The organism is Azospirillum isscasi, assembly GCF_030849505.1.
Classification (GTDB): domain Bacteria; phylum Pseudomonadota; class Alphaproteobacteria; order Azospirillales; family Azospirillaceae; genus Azospirillum; species Azospirillum isscasi.
Genome location: NZ_JAUJFI010000131.1, coordinates 1 through 16,275 on the forward strand (window position 1 = coordinate 1; position 16,275 = coordinate 16,275).

15 protein-coding genes are annotated in these 16,275 nt (G+C 69.7%); 7 read left to right on the plus strand and 8 right to left on the minus strand.

Annotation, left to right across the window (positions count from 1 at the left end; genetic code table 11):
- Nucleotides 1-1,050, plus strand: a 1,050-nt coding sequence (locus QSG27_RS21365; protein WP_306709670.1) for a DUF6212 domain-containing protein, incomplete at its 5' end; no start/stop codon positions are given.
- Nucleotides 1,051-1,171: 121 nt separating this feature from the next.
- Nucleotides 1,172-2,962 carry an ABC transporter ATP-binding protein/permease gene (locus tag QSG27_RS21370; RefSeq protein ID WP_306709671.1) on the plus strand — a complete coding sequence of 597 codons (1,791 nt, stop codon included), beginning with the start codon at nt 1,172-1,174 and terminating at the stop codon, nt 2,960-2,962.
- A 13-nt stretch (nt 2,963-2,975) separates the two neighbouring features.
- On the opposite strand, the gene QSG27_RS21375 is transcribed toward QSG27_RS21370, so the two are convergent.
- Nucleotides 2,976-5,255, minus strand: coding sequence for a tetratricopeptide repeat protein (locus tag QSG27_RS21375; protein WP_306709673.1), 2,280 nt, complete (start codon nt 5,253-5,255; stop codon nt 2,976-2,978).
- Between QSG27_RS21375 and QSG27_RS21380 the strand changes: the two genes are divergently transcribed.
- On the plus strand, nt 5,254-7,026 hold the full coding sequence (locus tag QSG27_RS21380) for a radical SAM/SPASM domain-containing protein (protein ID WP_306709675.1): 1,773 nt from the start codon (nt 5,254-5,256) through the stop codon (nt 7,024-7,026). The two genes, QSG27_RS21375 and QSG27_RS21380, sit on opposite strands and share 2 nt — an antisense overlap.
- Here QSG27_RS21380 and QSG27_RS21385 read toward each other — a convergent pair.
- A complete protein-coding gene (locus QSG27_RS21385) occupies nt 6,978-8,378 on the minus strand; it encodes a GH1 family beta-glucosidase (protein WP_306709677.1) in 1,401 nt (466 codons plus the stop codon). The genes QSG27_RS21380 and QSG27_RS21385 overlap by 49 nt on opposite strands.
- 119 nt (nt 8,379-8,497) lie before the next feature.
- Between QSG27_RS21385 and QSG27_RS21390 the strand changes: the two genes are divergently transcribed.
- Together QSG27_RS21390 and QSG27_RS21395 are read left to right on the plus strand one after the other, a co-directional pair.
- Nucleotides 8,498-9,823 (plus strand): GH1 family beta-glucosidase, encoded by a 1,326-nt coding sequence (locus tag QSG27_RS21390; RefSeq protein WP_306709679.1) that lies wholly within the window; start codon nt 8,498-8,500, stop codon nt 9,821-9,823.
- Between the two features lie 178 nt (nt 9,824-10,001).
- Nucleotides 10,002-10,469 (plus strand): MucR family transcriptional regulator, encoded by a 468-nt coding sequence (locus QSG27_RS21395; RefSeq protein WP_306709681.1) that lies wholly within the window; start codon nt 10,002-10,004, stop codon nt 10,467-10,469.
- Between the two features lie 95 nt (nt 10,470-10,564).
- On the opposite strand, the gene QSG27_RS21400 is transcribed toward QSG27_RS21395, so the two are convergent.
- The 3 genes from QSG27_RS21400 to QSG27_RS21410 all read right to left on the minus strand — a co-directional run bounded on the left by QSG27_RS21400 (nt 10,565) and on the right by QSG27_RS21410 (nt 13,711).
- Complete coding sequence (locus QSG27_RS21400) at nt 10,565-11,800, minus strand: polysaccharide deacetylase family protein (protein ID WP_306709683.1); 1,236 nt, start codon at nt 11,798-11,800, stop codon at nt 10,565-10,567.
- A 254-nt stretch (nt 11,801-12,054) separates the two neighbouring features.
- Nucleotides 12,055-12,777: a class I SAM-dependent methyltransferase gene (locus QSG27_RS21405; protein ID WP_306709684.1), complete on the minus strand. Its 723-nt coding sequence runs from the start codon at nt 12,775-12,777 to the stop codon at nt 12,055-12,057.
- 25 nt (nt 12,778-12,802) lie between these two features.
- Nucleotides 12,803-13,711 (minus strand): alpha/beta hydrolase, encoded by a 909-nt coding sequence (locus QSG27_RS21410; RefSeq protein ID WP_306709685.1) that lies wholly within the window; start codon nt 13,709-13,711, stop codon nt 12,803-12,805.
- Between the two features lie 105 nt (nt 13,712-13,816).
- Here QSG27_RS21410 and QSG27_RS21415 point away from each other — a divergent pair, with 105 nt between their 5' ends.
- Complete coding sequence (locus QSG27_RS21415; RefSeq protein WP_306709687.1) at nt 13,817-14,212, plus strand: PRC-barrel domain-containing protein; 396 nt, start codon at nt 13,817-13,819, stop codon at nt 14,210-14,212.
- Nucleotides 14,213-14,343: 131 nt separating this feature from the next.
- Nucleotides 14,344-14,508 carry a hypothetical protein gene (locus tag QSG27_RS21420; protein WP_306709689.1) on the plus strand — a complete coding sequence of 55 codons (165 nt, stop codon included), beginning with the start codon at nt 14,344-14,346 and terminating at the stop codon, nt 14,506-14,508.
- A 65-nt stretch (nt 14,509-14,573) separates the two neighbouring features.
- Here the strand turns inward: QSG27_RS21420 and QSG27_RS21425 are convergent, their stop codons facing one another.
- The 3 genes from QSG27_RS21425 to QSG27_RS29290 all read right to left on the minus strand — a co-directional run.
- Nucleotides 14,574-15,071 carry a hypothetical protein gene (locus QSG27_RS21425; RefSeq protein WP_306709691.1) on the minus strand — a complete coding sequence of 166 codons (498 nt, stop codon included), beginning with the start codon at nt 15,069-15,071 and terminating at the stop codon, nt 14,574-14,576.
- 272 nt (nt 15,072-15,343) lie between these two features.
- Nucleotides 15,344-16,105, minus strand: coding sequence for an SDR family NAD(P)-dependent oxidoreductase (locus QSG27_RS21430; protein ID WP_306709693.1), 762 nt, complete (start codon nt 16,103-16,105; stop codon nt 15,344-15,346).
- Between the two features lie 91 nt (nt 16,106-16,196).
- Nucleotides 16,197-16,275: 4Fe-4S dicluster domain-containing protein (locus QSG27_RS29290; RefSeq protein ID WP_407653212.1), on the minus strand; the 79-nt coding region annotated here is incomplete at its 5' end.

Consider the following 16,275-nt stretch of genomic DNA (forward strand, 5'->3'; position numbering starts at 1 on the left):
CTCAGCCCGCCGCGGCTGCTCTTCGCCACGCCGCGTCCGGCGGGCGCGCTGCCGCTGCCGCTGCGCCATGGCCGGCACCCCGCGGGGGCGGGGGAGATCGTGCAGCGCCTGCCCGCGGGGGCGCGTGGGCTGGTGGGGATCGACCTGCATCTGGACCGCGCGCCGAAGGGCAGCGGGGTCCTCGCCGCCGCCCTGACCGCGGTGGAGACGGGGGAAACCGTCGCCGAATGGCGGCTGTCCTTCGGCGACCTGCGGTCCGGCTGGCTGCCGCTGCGTCTGCCCGCCGCCTGCACGCGGATGGACCGCATCCTGGACCTGCGCATCGCCGCCACCGGGGTGGTGACGGAGGCGCCGCGCCTGTCGCTGGCCCCGGCGGGGCTTTTGGACGAATACGCCGCCGCGCCGCCGGCCCGCGCCGGCGGTCAGCCGGCCATGCTGGCGCTGCGGCTGTGGGGCGGCCTGCCGGGGCTGGAATACGGCCCGGCGGCGCATCTGGCGTCCCAACCGGCGCCCGCCCGCATGGTCTGGCCGCTGACCGAGCCGGTGCTGGCGCAGGTGCGCAAGGGCCGCGAGTTCGACGCGACCTTCCCCTGGTTCGGCCTGCTGCGCGGCGGGCGCATCCTGCTCCACCCGCTCCACGGCGTCGTCACGGCGGCCCACATCCCGCTGGACGAGGTGCCGGGCGCCGTGGCCGTGCGGGCGCGGGCGGTGATCGACGATCCGCGCTGCCGCACCCCCATCGCCTGCAAGCTGGTGGTCGCCCCGCCGTCGGTGACGGTGGACGAGGCGGAGCGGGAGGACGGCGTCCTCGCCTCCAGCGGCTGGGTGGTGCTGGACGAGCCGCGCCGCCCGCTCGACCTGTCGGCGACCCTGGCGGCGCCCTGGTCGGGCCCGATGGCGCTTCACCTCTTCACCGACATCCCGGATCGCGGCCACGGCCTGTACGGGCGCACCGTCTTTTCCGATTTCGAACTGGAGATCGACTCCCGCACCGCCTGGGCCAGCCCGCCCGTCCTGCCGGTGGCGGACGGCATCGCCGCCGCGCCGTGACGGGGCTATGACTTGCGGCAGTGCACCAAACCATTGGTGCACTGCGGGGCAAGCTATTGGTAATAAACTGTTCGTTAGGGTAAAGGAGGTGTTGCTTCGAGCCTGAGGGGGTAGAACGGCCATGTCGATCGCGTCCAGGACGCCGGACCGATCCGGCTTCACGCGCCGTTTCCTGAACCTTGCCGGGGGCTTCTGGTCCGACCGGCGGAACTGGAAGGTGTGGGTCCTGGCGGGGGTGCTGGGGCTGCTGACGGTCGGGCAGGTGGTGGTGCCCATCCTGCTGAACCTGTGGAGCCAGCATCTCTTCGACGCGCTGGAACAGCGCTCGATGGACCGCTTCATGCTGATGATCGCGGCGGCGGGCGGGATCATCCTGTTCAACATCGCCAACACCATCCTGCATCTGCGGGTGAAGCGCCGCCTGCAACTGGGCTGGCGCACATGGCTGACGCAGAAGCTGCTGGGCGACTGGCTGACGCGCGGGCGGCAGCATCAGGTGACGTACCTGCCCGGCGACCACGACAACCCGGACGGGCGCATCGCCGAGGACATCCGCATCGCGACGGAGGCGGCGATCGACCTCGCCCTGTCGCTGTCCTACTGCGCGCTTCTGCTGATCAGCTTCACCAACATCCTGTGGCGGCTGTCCGGTTCGCCGGAGGTGACGCTGGGCGGGACGACCTTCCATGTGCCGGGCTATCTGCTCTACATCGCGCTGGTCTATGCCGCCGTCGGGACGAGCATCGCCCTGCTGATGGGCAAGCCGCTGGTCCGGGCGGTGAACCGCCGCCAAGGGCACGAGGCGTCCTTCCGCTTCGGCCTCGCCCGCGTGCGGGAGAACGCGCAGGCGGTCGCCCTGCTGCACGGGGAGTCGGGGGAGCGCGACCGGCTGGGCGTGCTGTTCGGCGGGGTGCAGCGCGGCTGGAACGGCCAGACGCACGCGCTGTCCAACATGATGATCTTCAGCGCCGCCTATTCGGTGCTGTCCGCGGTCTTCCCGATCCTGGTCGCCTCGCCCAGCTACATCGCCGGGGCCATCTCGCTGGGCGTGCTGATGCAGACGGCGCAGGCGTTCCAGCAGACGGTGGGCGCCCTGTCCTGGCCCATCGACAATCTCGCCCGCGCGGCGGAGTGGAAGGCGTCGGTGGAGCGCGTGCTCGGCCTGCACGAGGCGCTCCAGCGCCTGGACCGCGAGATCGGCGGGGAAGGGACGGAGCGCATCGCGGTGGAGCGCAGCGACGACGGGCGCGGCCTCAGCTTCCTTGGCCTGTCCATCGCCGAACCGGACGGGCGCCGCGCGGTGGAGCCGTTCGACCTGGAGATCCGCCCCGGCGAGCGCGTGCTGATCGTCGGCGACGCGGCGGCGGCGGTGCGGCTGTTCCGGGCGGTGGCGCGGGTCTGGCCCTGGGGCGGGGGGCGCATCGTCCTGCCGGCCGACACGCGGGTCTTCTTCATGGCGGAACGCCCCTATCTGCCGCACGACACGCTGCGTTCCGCTCTCAGCTACCCGATCGGGCCGCAAACCGTGAGCGACGCGGCGGCGGCGGCGGCGCTGGAGCGGGTCGGTCTCGGGCGCCTGCTGCCGTGCCTGGACGAATCCGACAGTTGGGACGAGGTTCTGGCGGTGTCGGAGCAGCAGTTGCTGGGCTTCGCCCGCCTGCTGATCCGCCGCCCGGACTGGATCTTCCTGGAGGACGCGACCGACAGTCTGGACCCGCGGACGGAGGAGGCCATGCTGCGCCTGATCGACACGGAGTTCCCCCAGGCCACCCTGATCACCATCGGCAGCCACACCGGGCTGGAGGCCCATCACCGGCGCAAGCTGGTGCTGGAGCGCGTCGACGGCACGGTCCGCCTGCGCGAAGAACTCTGCGGGGGCCGGGACCGGAAGATCGCGGCGGCTGGGGAATAGTAAGGGCGGGGCCTCACCCCGGTGCGGATGCCGCGGCCTGGAGACGGCGCACCAGACCGGTCAGGGCGGCGCGCCGCTCCTCCTCCGACCGGCCTTCGGCCAGCGTCTCCTCGTGGACGCGCGCGGTCAGGGCGGCCATCCGGTCCGTGAAGCCGGCGCGATGCTTCTCGTCGAAGAAGGGCAGGAAGACGTCGGACGCGCCGAGCCGGCGCGCCAGTTCCTCGATCGGCAGGACGCCGACCGGGCCGCTCCGGCGTTCGGCATCCGCGAATCCCTGGATCAGCGCGATCTGGTCGAGGAAATAGGCCATGCTGCGCCGCCGCTGCCAGTGGAGCAGGGCGGTGGCCGTGCGCTCCAGAATCTCAAGAACGGCGCGGTCCGGGCGCAGCACGATCAGCCCGTTGCTGATGGTGTTGTAGAGATAGTCCAGGCTGTCCGGCCGGTGGATGAGCATCGCCCCTTCCTCCGGCGCCATGGCGTCCAGGAGGCGCCGCGGGTCGATCGGCAGGAGGGCGTCGATGTCGATCATCACCAGTGGCGGGCGCCCGTAAAGGTCCAGCACGTCGAGCGCCCGCATCAGGCGCAGGCAGGTGTAGAGGGTGCGTCGGCCCGCCGGATCGAGATCCGGCGGCGTCCGCTCGGTGCTGACGGTCAGGCGGCAGCGCCGCAGCGGCTTGCGCAGGCCGGCGACCACCGCCGCGAGGTCCGGGCCGGGGTCGGCGACGTGGATGTGCACCCGCTGTCCCTCGCCGCAGAAGGCGTCCACCGTCAGCAGCAGGGGGGCCGCGAACAGCCGCAGATAGCCGTCGTCGCAGGCTGCGAACAGCAGCGGTCCCACGCCTTCGGCGGGCGGTTCCGACCGGAAGCCGGCCCGGTAGGCCGCGACCTCGTCCGGCGGAACGGAGCGGCAGATGGCGTCGAATCCGTCGCCGTCGGTGACGTGGCGCAGGAAGGGCAGGGCGGGGATCAGGCTTTCCAGCAGGGTCCGCCCCGCCGTCTCGCCCCCCGGCGTCCGCAGCAGCAGCGAACCGCGCAGGAAGTCGATCCAGGGCAGCAGTTCCCGGTTCTCAACCGCCGCCGCCTGCCGGAAGCGGTCCAGTGCCTGTTCCGCCGCGTCCGGGCGCCCCGCCGCGATCCGCTCGTTCGCCACATGCATGGCGATGTAGACGGGGGCCTTCCAGAACAGATGCTTCGCCCGCGCCGCGGCCATCAGCCCGTGGGCATGGGCGGCGAGGGCCGTGAGACGGTCCCCGCGCGCGTCGAGGAGGGCGGCGTTCTCCCAGGCCGTGTGGTCCGTGGGCCGCAGCGCCGCCGTCTCCTTGTAGGCCGCCGCGGCGCGGTCCGCGTCGCCCGCCGCCTGCGCCGCCTCGGCCAGATGGAAGCGGTCCTGCGCGTCGCGCGGGCGCAGCCGGACCACCCGCGCGAGGACGGCGGCGGCGCGGTGCGCCCGTCCCGTGGCGAGCAGGGCCAGCCCCAGCCCGGACAGCACCCCCGGTTCCGCCGGATCGAGCGCCGCCGCAGCCTGGAAGGCGGGGACGGCGGCAACGGCATCGCCGGCCTTTTGGAGGGTCGATCCGAGATTGTAGGCCGCGAAGGCGGCGGCGGGGCGGAGCCGGAAGGCCCGGCGGTAGGCCGTCAGGATGGCCGCCGGATGGGCGGAGTCCGTTGCCGCGAGTTCAGCCGCCGTATGGGCGGTCCCTTCCTGCGCGGCGCCGTCCCCCGGATCGAAGATCAGGGCCTTGCGGTAGCTGGCCAGCGCGTCGGCGTGGCGTCCGCGGGCCCGCTGCACGCCCCCCAGCGCGGCGAGCGGCCCCGGCCCCGGAGCCAGGGCGATGGCGTTCCGCAAGGCCGTTTCCGCCTCCTCGAAGCGCTCCAGCGCCTTCAGGGCGAGCGCGAGGTTGGAGTGATAGGCGGCGACGGTGCCGCGGCGGGCGATGGCGTCGGCGATCAGGGACGCCCCCTCCGCCGGGTCGCCGGCCTGGCTCCGCAGCACGCCCAGCAGGTGCAGAACGTCGGGATGGCCGGGCTGCCGCTCCAACAGGGTGCGGTAGAGCGGCTCGGCTCCGGCGAGGTTGCCGGCGCGGTGCAGCGCCACGGCGTTCGCGAAAAGCGCTTCGGGCGGCAAGGGCGCGGTCATGGGGAAGCGTTCCGCGAACTGGTGGGCGACGGCCCTTTCTATCGCAGAGGCTTCGTTGCGCTCAACAACGACCACCGAAAGTCCATGCGCGGGATTGCCTTTCCCGCCCCGAAAGAGTTTTCTGAGGAGCGGCGCAGGAGCAAGGGCAGCAAGCATGCAGGATCTTTCCACGAGCTTCCGGCAGGCGGTGGCCTTGCACCAGCAGGGGCGCCTGCCGGAGGCGGAGGCGGCCTACCGCATCGTGCTCGGGGTGGTGCCGGACCATGCGGACACGCTGCGGCTGCTGGGGCTGGTCGCCTTGCAATCGGGCGCCGTCGTGGCGGCCTGCGCGCGCCTGTCCCGCGCGGCCGCGGCCAATCCCGGATCAGCGGACGCCCTCCATATGCTCGGCGGAGCGTTCCGGCAGGCCGGCGATCTCGGGCGGGCGCTCGACGCCTACCGCCGCGCGGCGGCGTTGCGGCCCGTCTTTCCCGAATGCCATTTCAACCACGGCAACGCGCTGACCCAAGCGGAACGCCCGGTGGAGGCGGCGGCGGCCTACCGGAAGGCCGTCGCCCAGCAGCCGCTCGCGGCGAACAGCCGCCTCAATCTGGCGGGGCTTCTCGTCCGCATCGGGGAGCCCGCCGGGGCGGCGGTCCAGGCGCGGGCCGCGGTCGCGCTGGAACCCCATCAGCCCGCGATGCTGGCGGCGCTCGGCCGGGCCGAAACCGCGCTGGGGAACGACGCTGCCGCCGAACGGGCGCATGGCCGCGCCCTCCGGCTGGACCCGCGGCAGGAGACGCTTGCCTATGAGCACGGCCTCGCCCTGTCCGCTGCCGGCCGGACCCCGGAGGCGGCCACGCGCCTGCACGCCCTGGCCCGCTCCGCCGATGCGCAGGTGCGCCGGGGGGCCAAGATCGCGCTGCACAATCTGATGGTCCGCCGCGTCGAGGCCGACGACCACCGGCAGGCCGCCGCGGTCACCCTGGACGCCTGGAGCGGACGGGCGGCGGACGGAACGGCCATGCTGCCGACGCGGGTCCGCATCGAATCCTCCAGCGCCTGCAACCTGCGCTGCCGCCACTGCACCACCGGCGTGGCCTACCGCAGCACCGACCGCCGCCTGCTGAGGCCGGAGCTGTTCGAGCGCGTCCTGCGCGACCTCAAGGGGATGGAGGCGCTGGTCAGTTGCGTCCTGTATCTGGGGGGCGAGCCGCTGATGAACCCCCACCTGGAGGCGATGATCCGTCGCCTGAGGGACGAGACCTCGGCGACCCAGATCCATTTCGTCACCAACGCCATGCTGGTGACCGAGGAGCGCTGCCGCGCCCTGGCGTCGTGTGGCGTGGAAAAGATCATCGTGTCGATCGACGGGCGCACGCCGGAGGAGAACGACGCCATCCGCCGGGGCTCGCACTATCCCACGGTGCGCCGGAACCTGAACCTGCTGCGCCGGCATCTCGAACCCGCCGGGGTCGGGCTGGCCATCTCCAACAACATCCTGCGCCGCCCGGGGGACCCGCCGTCCGCGGTGACGCCGGCCTTCCTGCTCCAGGATTTTCCCGGCCTGCCGATCGCCACGAACTACGCCTACAAATGGCCGGGCTGGACGCAGACGGAGGAGGAAACGGCGCTTGCGGTCGAAACCGATCCGGGCCGCCGCCGCGGCTTCTGCAGCGCGCCCTTCACGGAAACGGTGGTCCGCCCGAACGGCGACGTGACGCTGTGCTGCTACGACATCTCCGGCCTGGAGGTCATGGGCAATCTGGAGCAGGGCCCGTTGGAGGACATCTGGAACGGCGAGCGCTACCGGGCGCTGCGGCTCGCCATGATGGCCGGCGACGAGGCGGCCCTCCCCGCCGTGTGCCGGAATTGTCCGGTCTACACGGGCGAGGAGATTCAGGTCCGGCCCGTGGGTCTGCCTGTCCCCGACGTGGCGTTGGGCTGACCGGCCAGCGGCCCGCCGATCAGCGCCGCGTACCATCTGGCCGATTCCTTCGGCGTGCGTTTCTGGGTTTCGAAGTCCACATGGACGATGCCGAACCGCGTGCCGTAGCCGCCGCCCCATTCGAAGTTGTCGAGCAGCGACCACACGAAATAACCGCGGACGTCGGCCCCGTCCTTCAGCGCCCGGACCATCTCGCCGATGCAGGCCCGCAGATAGTCGAGCCGCTCCCGGTCCATCACGATCCCCTGCGCGTCCGGTGCCTCCGCCGCCTTCGTGCCGTAACCGTTCTCCGTCACGTAGATCGGCAGGCGGTAGCGCGCGGTGGCGTGTAGAAGCGCTTCGTGAAAGGCGGCGGGCTGGAGCGGCCAGCCGATGTCGGTGCGCGGCATGTCCTCGGGCGGCGCGCCGAAGCCGCAGCCCCAGACGGCTCCCGGCTCGGCTTGGGCGAACAGCGGGGCGTAGTGGTTCATGCCGAACCAGTCCACGGGCCGGCAGATCCGCGCCATGTCGCCGGCCTTCACATAGGGCTCGATGGCGCGGGCGAGGCGCGGCGGGTAGCGGCCCAGAATCTGCGCGTCGGGGAAGCCGAGGTTCCACAGCTCGTCGAACAGGGCCGCCGCCTCGACCGTTTCCGGCGCCGGGTCCGCGGGGCGGCAGGGCTGGAAGCTGTGCACGGCTCCGATGGAGGCGCCCGGCACCAGATCGCGCAGCACGTCCACCCCGGCCCCGTGGGCGAGGTTGGTGTGGTGGATGACCTTCAGATGCTCCCCGCGGTCGGACACGCTGGGGGCGCCCCAGCCCAGCGCGTAGCCGAACAGGGTGAAGACGGAGAATTCGTTGAAGGTCGCCCAGCGCTTCACCCGGTCGCCGAACCGGCGGGCGCAGAGGACCGCGTAATCGGCGTACCAGCCCGCGCTGTCCCGGTTCGACCAGCCGCCAAGATCCTGCAGCGCCTGCGGCAGATCCCAATGGTAGAGGCAGGCCCAGGGCTCGATCCCGGCCTCCAGAAGCCGGTCGATCAGCCGGTCGTAGAAGTCCAGCCCGGCCTCGTTCACCACCCCGCGCCCGCGCGGCAGCACCCGCGGCCAGGAGATGGAGAAGCGGTAGGCGCCGACCCCGATCTCCCGCATCAGCGCCACGTCCTCGGCGTAGCGGTGGTAGTGGTCGCAGGCGACGTCGCCGGTGTCGCCGTTGTCCACCCGGCCCTTCAGGCGGCAGAAACTGTCCCAGATGCTCGGCCCGCGCCCGTCCGCCGCCGCGGCCCCTTCCACCTGAAAGGCCGAGGTGGACGTGCCCCACAGGAAGCCGTCAGGAAAATCGGAGGCGGGAAAATCGGAGGGGAGGGGGGACATCGCTTGCCGTGCCAAGGGGATCGCTCCGCCGAATCGTTCGTCCGTCATTATGCCTGTTTCTTCACCACTTCGCCAAAGGTAGTATGAGTACGGATCGAACGGCGCGGATGGAGACGGCGATGGCGGACCTGCCGAAGGATTTTGTTTGGGGCGTCTCCACCTCCGCCTACCAGATCGAGGGGGCCGCGGCGGCGGACGGGCGGGCGCCCAGCATCTGGGACACGCGCTGCCGCACCGCGGGCGGGGTGGTGAACGGCGACACCGGCGACGTCGCCTGCGACCATTACCACCGCTACGCCGAGGACGTCGCGCTGATGCGCGGGCTGGGCGTGGATGCCTACCGCTTCTCCGTGGCGTGGCCGCGGGTGCTGCCCCGCGGACGGGGGGCGGTCAACCAGCCGGGGCTGGACTTCTACGACCGCCTGATCGACACGGTGCTGGAGGCCGGGATCGAGCCCTGGCTGTGCGTCTATCACTGGGACCTGCCGCAGGCGCTGCAGGATCTCGGCGGCTGGGCGAACCGGGACAGCGCGGGCTGGTACGCCGATTACGCGGCTTTGCTGGCGCGGCGCTACGGCGACCGGGTGAAGCGCTGGGCGACCTTCAACGAATTCTCCGTCTTCACCCTGTTCGGCTACGCCATTCCCTGGGCGGCCCCCGGCATCACCGACCGGGAGCAGCATCTGCGGGCGATCCACCATGTGAACCTCGCCCATGGCGCCGGTGTGGACGTGATCCGCGCCCTGGTGCCCGGCGCGTCCATCGGGGCGGTGCACAACCGTCAGAAGGTGCTTCCGGAGGGCGGCAGGCCGGAGAACGTGGAGGCCACCGCGCTGCTGGACGAGCATTGGAACCTGACCTTCTGCGATCCGCAGCTTCTCGGCCATTATCCGCCGCGAGTCGCCCGCGCCATCGAGCCTTACGTGCAGGCCGGCGACATGGCGCGGATTTGCCGGCCCATGGACTGGTTCGGCCTGAATCATTACGGCCCGATCTTCGCCCGCGCCAACCCGGACATGACCTGGGGTTACGGCTGGGGCGACGCACCGTCCGATTCGCCTACATACGGTGTCGGATGGGCGATCTTTCCCGACGCCTTCCGCGACGAGTTGCTGGAGATCACCCGCCGCTACCGGATGCCCATCGTCATTACGGAAAACGGCTGCGGCGGCAGCGATTCGCCGGACGAATCCGGCGCCATCGACGACCAGCACCGGATCAACTACCTGCGAATCTATAACGCTTCAATGCACGAGGCGATTCGGGGCGGAGCGGACGTGCGCGGTTACTTCGTCTGGTCGCTTCTGGACAATTTCGAGTGGGGAAGCGGTTACGGCAACCGTTTCGGCATCGTCCACGTGGACTTCGAATCGCAAAAACGCACGCCGAAAGCCTCTGCCCGCTGGTACGCCGACCTGATAAAGAACCAGCGTTCCGGCGCCTGAACGGGCGGCGATTTCATCACCAAAGCCTACTATTTCCGTTCGACTGGACCGCGCATGCGCGTGTCCTGCATGAAACACATTACACATTTGCATGTTAAACCTGATGCACAGGCTTGCGCTTTGCGCATCACTTTGCCCATCCTCCGTTCTGGATCATTCGTTCTCGAAGGAAACTGACATGCAAAGCAGCGACACCGACGGTTCTGAGAATTCGGCCACGGATCTGGTGGCTATGACGGGCAAGATCGTTGCGTCTTATGTCCGCTCGAACCAGATCGCCGTGAATGATCTTCCGAACCTCATCCGGATCGTCCACCAAAGCCTGTCGGGCACCGGTCGTCCGGTGGAACCGGAAGCGGTCGAACTGCGCCCTGCCGTGCCGGTGAAGAAGTCGGTGATGCCGGACTACATCGTTTGCCTTGAGGACGGCAAGAAGCTGAAGATGCTGAAGCGCTATCTGCGCACGGCATACGGCATGACTCCGGACGAATACCGCCGCAAGTGGGGTCTGCCCGCGGATTATCCGATGACCGCCCCGAATTATGCGGAACAGCGTTCTGCCTTCGCGAAGTCGATCGGCCTCGGCAAGAAGGCCGCCGCCCCGGCCAAGCCGGCCCGCCGCGGCCGCGCCAAGAGCGTCGCCTGATCGGACCATGTGATTGAAGAGCCGCTCCGAACCGCCCCTTTCCCGGTCCATGGGAGGGGGGCGGTGGGCGGTGCCCAACGTTTGCCCGACCGGCCTCAGCGCTGCGCGACGCGCGGCGTGGCGAGGCTGTTCAGGCTGGTAATCCATTCCGACAGGGTGACGAACCGGCAGCCGCGCATGCGCAGCAGGCCGATGGCCTTGGGAAGCGCCTCCGCCGTCGCGTTGTAGGTGGTGTGCATCAGAACGACGCTGCCGATGGCGCCGGTGGCCTCGACCTGCGCCATGATCTTGCCGGCGTCACGGGTGAACCAGTCGCGCGTGTCGACGTTCCACAGCGCCGGGCTCATGTTCTCCTGCTCCACGGCCTTCAGCGTGTCGTTGTTCCAACGGCCGGCGGGGGGGCGGAACAGAACCGGATCGGCGCCGGAGACGGCCAGAATGCGGTTCGTTTCCGCAATCTCCATACGCTGCGCTTCGGTGCTCAGATTGCGCATGTTGGGATGGGTCAGGCTGTGGTTGCCGACCTCGTGCCCCTCCTGGACGATCCGCTGGATGATCCGGGGGTGGCGGACCGCGACGTTGCCGATGGGGAAGAAGGTCGCCCGCACCCCTTCGTTGCGCAGGATGTCCAGAATGCGCGGAGTCACCGCCGGGTGCGGCCCGTCGTCGAAGGTCAGGGAGCACAGGTTCCAGCGGCTGGCCTTCAGCGCCCCGATGTCCACCCGCGCCTCGTTGCCGGGCACGATGGCGGCGATCCGGGACAGGCGGGCGGCCTGCCGCTCGATCTCCTGCATTTCCCGGCTCTGGTCGGGGCTGTAGGTGACGACGCCGTTGTGGTCGTTGTCCTCCGTGGCGGCGGGGGCCGCCGCCGGCTGTTCCGCGGCGGCCTCCACCACGAGGCAACTGCCGCCGCCACCGACGATCCGGCGGCAGACGAAATTCGGGTCGAGGTCGGGCAGGGGAGCAGCCCGGAGCACGAAGCCGGAATCGGGAACCTCCGGCCTTTGCGGCGCGACTCGGGGCACCAGGTCGGCGACCATGTCGGGCTGGCGCCGGACGATGCCCTTCCAGGCGATCCAGGCGTCGGCTTCCGTCCGGTAGACGCCGAACTGGAGCATCCTGGCCGGATGCGCGTTGGCCGGGTGCCCGTCCGCATCCTTGCGCAGCGTGGTGACGGTTGCCAGATGCGGCTGGTCCGCCGCCCAGGCGGTGTCCAGGAGCGGTGCCCATGCCGTTAGCATGCCCACGGCGAGGTACCGGAAACGGGACAGCCGCCGCGCCGTTGCGGGGCCGAACTTCTGCGGGGCGGAAAAACCCGTGCCTGAATTCATCTGCGATCGACCATCAACATCGCCGCGGTGAGATCAGGTTTGGGCGATACCCCTTATGAGATAGAACAAAATTTATCACGCCTCCATAAGGATCATCGTCCAAAGGAACTTGTCACGGATTTCCCTCCCTATTTTCCATAACCTATCTTATGGGATTTAGCGCCTAGACCGTAGAAAACCACCTTGCAACGCTTCAATAATGGACGCGCAATCTGCTTTCCGATCCGAGGGGGATCGCCCACCGCCCTGCCCGCTCAGCGGCGGCGCAACAGGGTCACGCCGTCGCCGACCGGCAGCATGCACAGGGCCACCCGCTGGTCATCCAGCCGGGCGGCGTTGAAGGCACGGATGGCCTCGGTCTTCTCCTTGCGGTCCTCAGGGTCGGCAACCCGTCCGCGCCAGAGCGTGTTGTCCACGGCGATCAGGCCGCCGCGACGGACAAGCCGCAGGCACCGCTCGTAATACGCCGCATAGTTTTCCTTGTCGGCGTCGATGAAGGCGAAGTCGAAGCCCTCACTCCCGCCATCGGCGAGAAGCGTGTCGAGGCCGTCCAACGCCGGTCCGATGCGCAGGTCGATCCGGTCCGCGACACCGGCCTCGGCCCAGGCCGCACGGGCCAGCGCCGTCCATTGCTCGTTGACGTCGAAGCTGACGACCCGCCCATCGGCCGGCAGGCTCAGCGCCACCGTCAGCGCGCTGTACCCCGTGAAGGTCCCGATATCCAACGTCCGGCGCGCCCCCGTCGTCTCGACCAGAAAGGCCAGGATCTGCCCTTCCTCGGGTGCGATCTGATAGTGGGCCTCGGCCAGCGTGGCCGTCTCGGCGCGCAGCTTCGCCTGAACGGGGGCCTCGCGCAGCGAGACGCCGAGCATGTACCGATGAATCGCCTCGGGCAGGAAGATCGATTGCACGGTCAAAGCGGTGCCTCCCTTGTTGGCGGCCCGCTCCCCGCGGACTCCACCCAGCGGGAATTTCATATGGGGGCGCGTCTCCCCGAACGCATCAGTCCGGATTCTGCCCGAACGCGAAACGCAGGCCATCGGCCACGGCCAGCGGCAGCATGGAACCGTGGCTTTCCTCCGGGAACTGGTGGAAGGCCAGCCGCAAACCGGGAACCGCCGAAAGGGCCGCCGCGACCTCCCGGCCGGTCTGGCCGGAGCGCAGGCGCTTCAGCCGTTCGGCATCCGCCGGGGGCAGCGCGCGTTCCACCAGCTTGCCGGAGGTTTCGATCAGCAACGCCGTGCCGGACGGGACGCCCTCGCGCGCCGTTCGGTCGAGGAAAGCCCCCTGCTCCTTCAGGATGGCCTGCCCGCTCCACCAGATCGCCGGATCGGCGGCGACGTAGGTCTGGAACAGGTCGCCCCTGGTGTAGAGGGCGTAGAGGGAGAACAGCCCGCCCAGCGAATGGCCGAACAGCGTCCGGCGCCGCCGGTCGATGGGCAGGCGGGATTCGACCGCCGGGATCGCCTGCGTTTCGAGGAAGGCCAGGAAGTCGTCGCGCCCGCCGGTCTCGATGACCGAAGTCCCATCGCGCGAGGGCGGAATCAACTCCGGCGGAGTCGGCGGGGTCAGGTCGCGGTAGCGGCGGAGGATGTCGAACGGCTCGTCGATCGGATAACCGATGCCGACCACCACCGCGGAACCGTAGGGCTGCGGCGGATGCTGGGCGATGGTCTTCTCCATCATCGGCGCGGTCGCGTTGCCGTCCAGCAGGTAGATGACCGGATAGCCGCCCGGCGGGGGCGGCTCCGCAGGATGGACGAGGAAGATACGATACTCCAGCCCCGTCCGGTCGGCGCGCAGATCGAACCGCTCCGTCTTGCGGGCCGCCGTCACGGTTTCGGCACCCGCGGCCTTCGAACCGAAGACGGAGACGGCCACCAGCAGGAGAGCGAAGACGAATCGGGGCATCGGCGGCGGTCCCTGCGCAATCAGGACGATATGGACCGGCGGACCGGATGGAACCGTGCCGGTGGCCTCATGTTGTTGCACGGTCGGCAACAGGAGGGCAACGCAATGAAGAAATTTCTCTTTTTGGTTGGGGCCACCCTCGTCCTGGGGACTGCGGGGACGACGCTCGCCCAGCAGAGCGCCGCGGTTCCCAACCCGGCCAACGCCTATCGGGACGTGAAGGACGACAACGTCATGGTTCCGTCCCTCAAGCGGACGGTCGGGCAGTTGGACGACATGGACGTGCTGGGACCGGACGGTCGAAAGGTCGGCGAGGTCGAGGAGGTGCTGATGGACGCCTCCGGCCAGCCGGTCGCCCTGGTCGTGGACGTGGAGCATGGCGTGGGGATCGGCGACAAGGAGATCATCGTCGGGCTGGACCAGGTGCGCGACGACGGGCGGACCCTGACGACCACGCTGTCCAACGCGCAGCTCGGCGCCCTGCCCGTTTGGGATGACTGAGGCTTGGCCGGCGCCGAGGGCCTTCTTGCGTCTGGCCGCCCGTCCGTCCGGCGACCGGCGTGAGGATGCGGCGCCTTCCCTGTTGGCAAGGAAGCAGACCGCATTCACGGGGGTGGCGCATGAGCGACAGGATGAAGCCGGACGACACCGGCACCGACCCACCGCGCAGTTACGACCCGAACGCCCGGAAGCCGGCTGGCGACCGCGACGAAGCCGCGCCCGGCACGCCGGGAACGGGCGAAAACATCGACCCCAAGACCGGAGAAACCTTCACCGAAGGCATCGGCGGCGCCTGACGGACGCCGGCTGGCGGCAGGCTCGGCGGGGCACTCGCGGTTCCGTCGGGCCGTGCGGCGGCCCCTCACCCGTTCCGGGCCAGCAGAAGCGCCTCATAGCGCTGGACGGTCTCCCGCATCTCCTCCAGAATCTGGCGCTGCTCTTCGTTCGCCGCCCTTATGCGTTCGGCGTCGGTACGGGCTTGCTCGGCATAAAGCCGGGCCTCCTCGGCGGAACGTCGGATTTTCTCGTGCAGCAGCCGCGCCTCTTCTTCGGAGCGGCGGGCCTCCTCCGCCGCCAGTCTGACCGTCTCGGCGGCTTGGCGGAATTCTTCGTCCAAATGGCGGGTTTCCTCGGCTTCCCGCCGCTGCGCCTCGCCGGTGATCCGCCCCTCTTCGGCCATCAGGCGTGCGCCCTCGGCCTCGATGTGGCGCTGGAACACCGTAGTGCGCTCCTCTTCGGCTTCCTCACGTTTCCGTTCGGCAGCGGCACGGGCCTCTTCGGCCTCGCTGGAGCGGCGCCGGTTTTCGGCATCCGAGTCCTGCGCCTCAGCGCGGTTCATGGCATGGAACGTCTGGGTCATGGGACTTTCCCTTCAGCAGGCGGCGAGACACTTTCAACGCATTCTCGGCAGAGCGCAGACGTTCGCGGGATCGGTCCAGAAGACGCTTCCTCCGTTCCTGCGTCTCACGAACCATCGCCTGCAAAGCCTCGATCCGCCTCAGGGTGTCCATTCCACCCTCAACAGGCCAATTCGACAACCCACACCGGCGGGCCGGACGAATCCATCCGTTGCCCAAACACGAAAAACGGCCGCTTTCGCGGCCGTCCGTCATCTCGCAACCATTCGGCGGTTTACTGCGGCGCCATGCGGATGGCGCCGTCCAGCCGGATCACCTCGCCGTTCAGCATCTCATTTTCCAGGATGTGTTGCACGAGGCGGGCGTATTCGGAGGGCTGGCCGAAGCGCTTCGGGAAGGGAACGGTGGCGGCCAGGCTGTCCTGCACCTCCTGCGGCATGTTCAGCAGCATCGGCGTGCCGATCAGGCCCGGCGCGATGGTCATCACACGCACGCCGCTGCGCGCCAGATCGCGGGCCGCGCAGATGGTCAAGGCGACGACGCCGCCCTTCGACGAGGCGTAGGCGGCCTGCCCGATCTGCCCCTCATAGGCGGCGACGGAGGCGGTGTTGACGATCACCCCCCGCTCCCCCGATTCCAGCGGGTCGAGCTTGCCCATGTCCGCGGCGGCGAGGCGCAGCATGTTGAAGGTGCCGATCAGGTTGACCTCGATCACCTTGCGGAAGTCGTCCAGCGCCATCGGGCCGTCCCGCCCGACGATGCGCTTGGCCGGCGCGACGCCCGCGCAGTTGACGGCGATGCGGGCCGGGCCATGGGCCGCGCGGGCCTCCGCCACGGCCTTTTCCGCCGACTCCGCGCTCGACACGTCGCAGAGCAGACCCAGGCCGCCGATTTCCTCAGCCACCTGTTTGACCGCCGCCTCGTTCATGTCCAGCACGGTGACCTTGGCGCCGAGCTTCGCCAGATGGCGCGCGGTTTCCGCCCCCATGCCGGAGGCCCCGCCGGTGACGATGGCCGCCTGACCGTTGATCTGCATCGCGTTTTCCCCCTGATCACGTTATCGAAGTCCCCTCTCCCCGGAGGGGAGAGGGCTAGGTCGCTGGCTCCCATGTCTACGCCAGTAAACCTTACATCCCGCCGGGATAGTTGGGTCCGCCGCCGCCTTCGGGGACGACCCAGTTGATGTTCTGGGTGGGGTCCTTGATG

Coding starts and splice junctions, on each gene's coding strand:
- QSG27_RS21370 (WP_306709671.1), top strand. CDS start 1,172: ATGTCGATCGCGTCCAGGACGCCGGACCGATCCGGCTTCACGCGCCGT.
- QSG27_RS21380 (WP_306709675.1), top strand. CDS start 5,254: ATGCAGGATCTTTCCACGAGCTTCCGGCAGGCGGTGGCCTTGCACCAG.
- QSG27_RS21375 (WP_306709673.1), bottom strand. CDS start 5,255: ATGCTTGCTGCCCTTGCTCCTGCGCCGCTCCTCAGAAAACTCTTTCGG.
- QSG27_RS21385 (WP_306709677.1), bottom strand. CDS start 8,378: ATGTCCCCCCTCCCCTCCGATTTTCCCGCCTCCGATTTTCCTGACGGC.
- QSG27_RS21390 (WP_306709679.1), top strand. CDS start 8,498: ATGGCGGACCTGCCGAAGGATTTTGTTTGGGGCGTCTCCACCTCCGCC.
- QSG27_RS21395 (WP_306709681.1), top strand. CDS start 10,002: ATGCAAAGCAGCGACACCGACGGTTCTGAGAATTCGGCCACGGATCTG.
- QSG27_RS21400 (WP_306709683.1), bottom strand. CDS start 11,800: ATGAATTCAGGCACGGGTTTTTCCGCCCCGCAGAAGTTCGGCCCCGCA.
- QSG27_RS21405 (WP_306709684.1), bottom strand. CDS start 12,777: ATGAAATTCCCGCTGGGTGGAGTCCGCGGGGAGCGGGCCGCCAACAAG.
- QSG27_RS21410 (WP_306709685.1), bottom strand. CDS start 13,711: ATGCCCCGATTCGTCTTCGCTCTCCTGCTGGTGGCCGTCTCCGTCTTC.
- QSG27_RS21415 (WP_306709687.1), top strand. CDS start 13,817: ATGAAGAAATTTCTCTTTTTGGTTGGGGCCACCCTCGTCCTGGGGACT.
- QSG27_RS21420 (WP_306709689.1), top strand. CDS start 14,344: ATGAAGCCGGACGACACCGGCACCGACCCACCGCGCAGTTACGACCCG.
- QSG27_RS21425 (WP_306709691.1), bottom strand. CDS start 15,071: ATGACCCAGACGTTCCATGCCATGAACCGCGCTGAGGCGCAGGACTCG.
- QSG27_RS21430 (WP_306709693.1), bottom strand. CDS start 16,105: ATGCAGATCAACGGTCAGGCGGCCATCGTCACCGGCGGGGCCTCCGGC.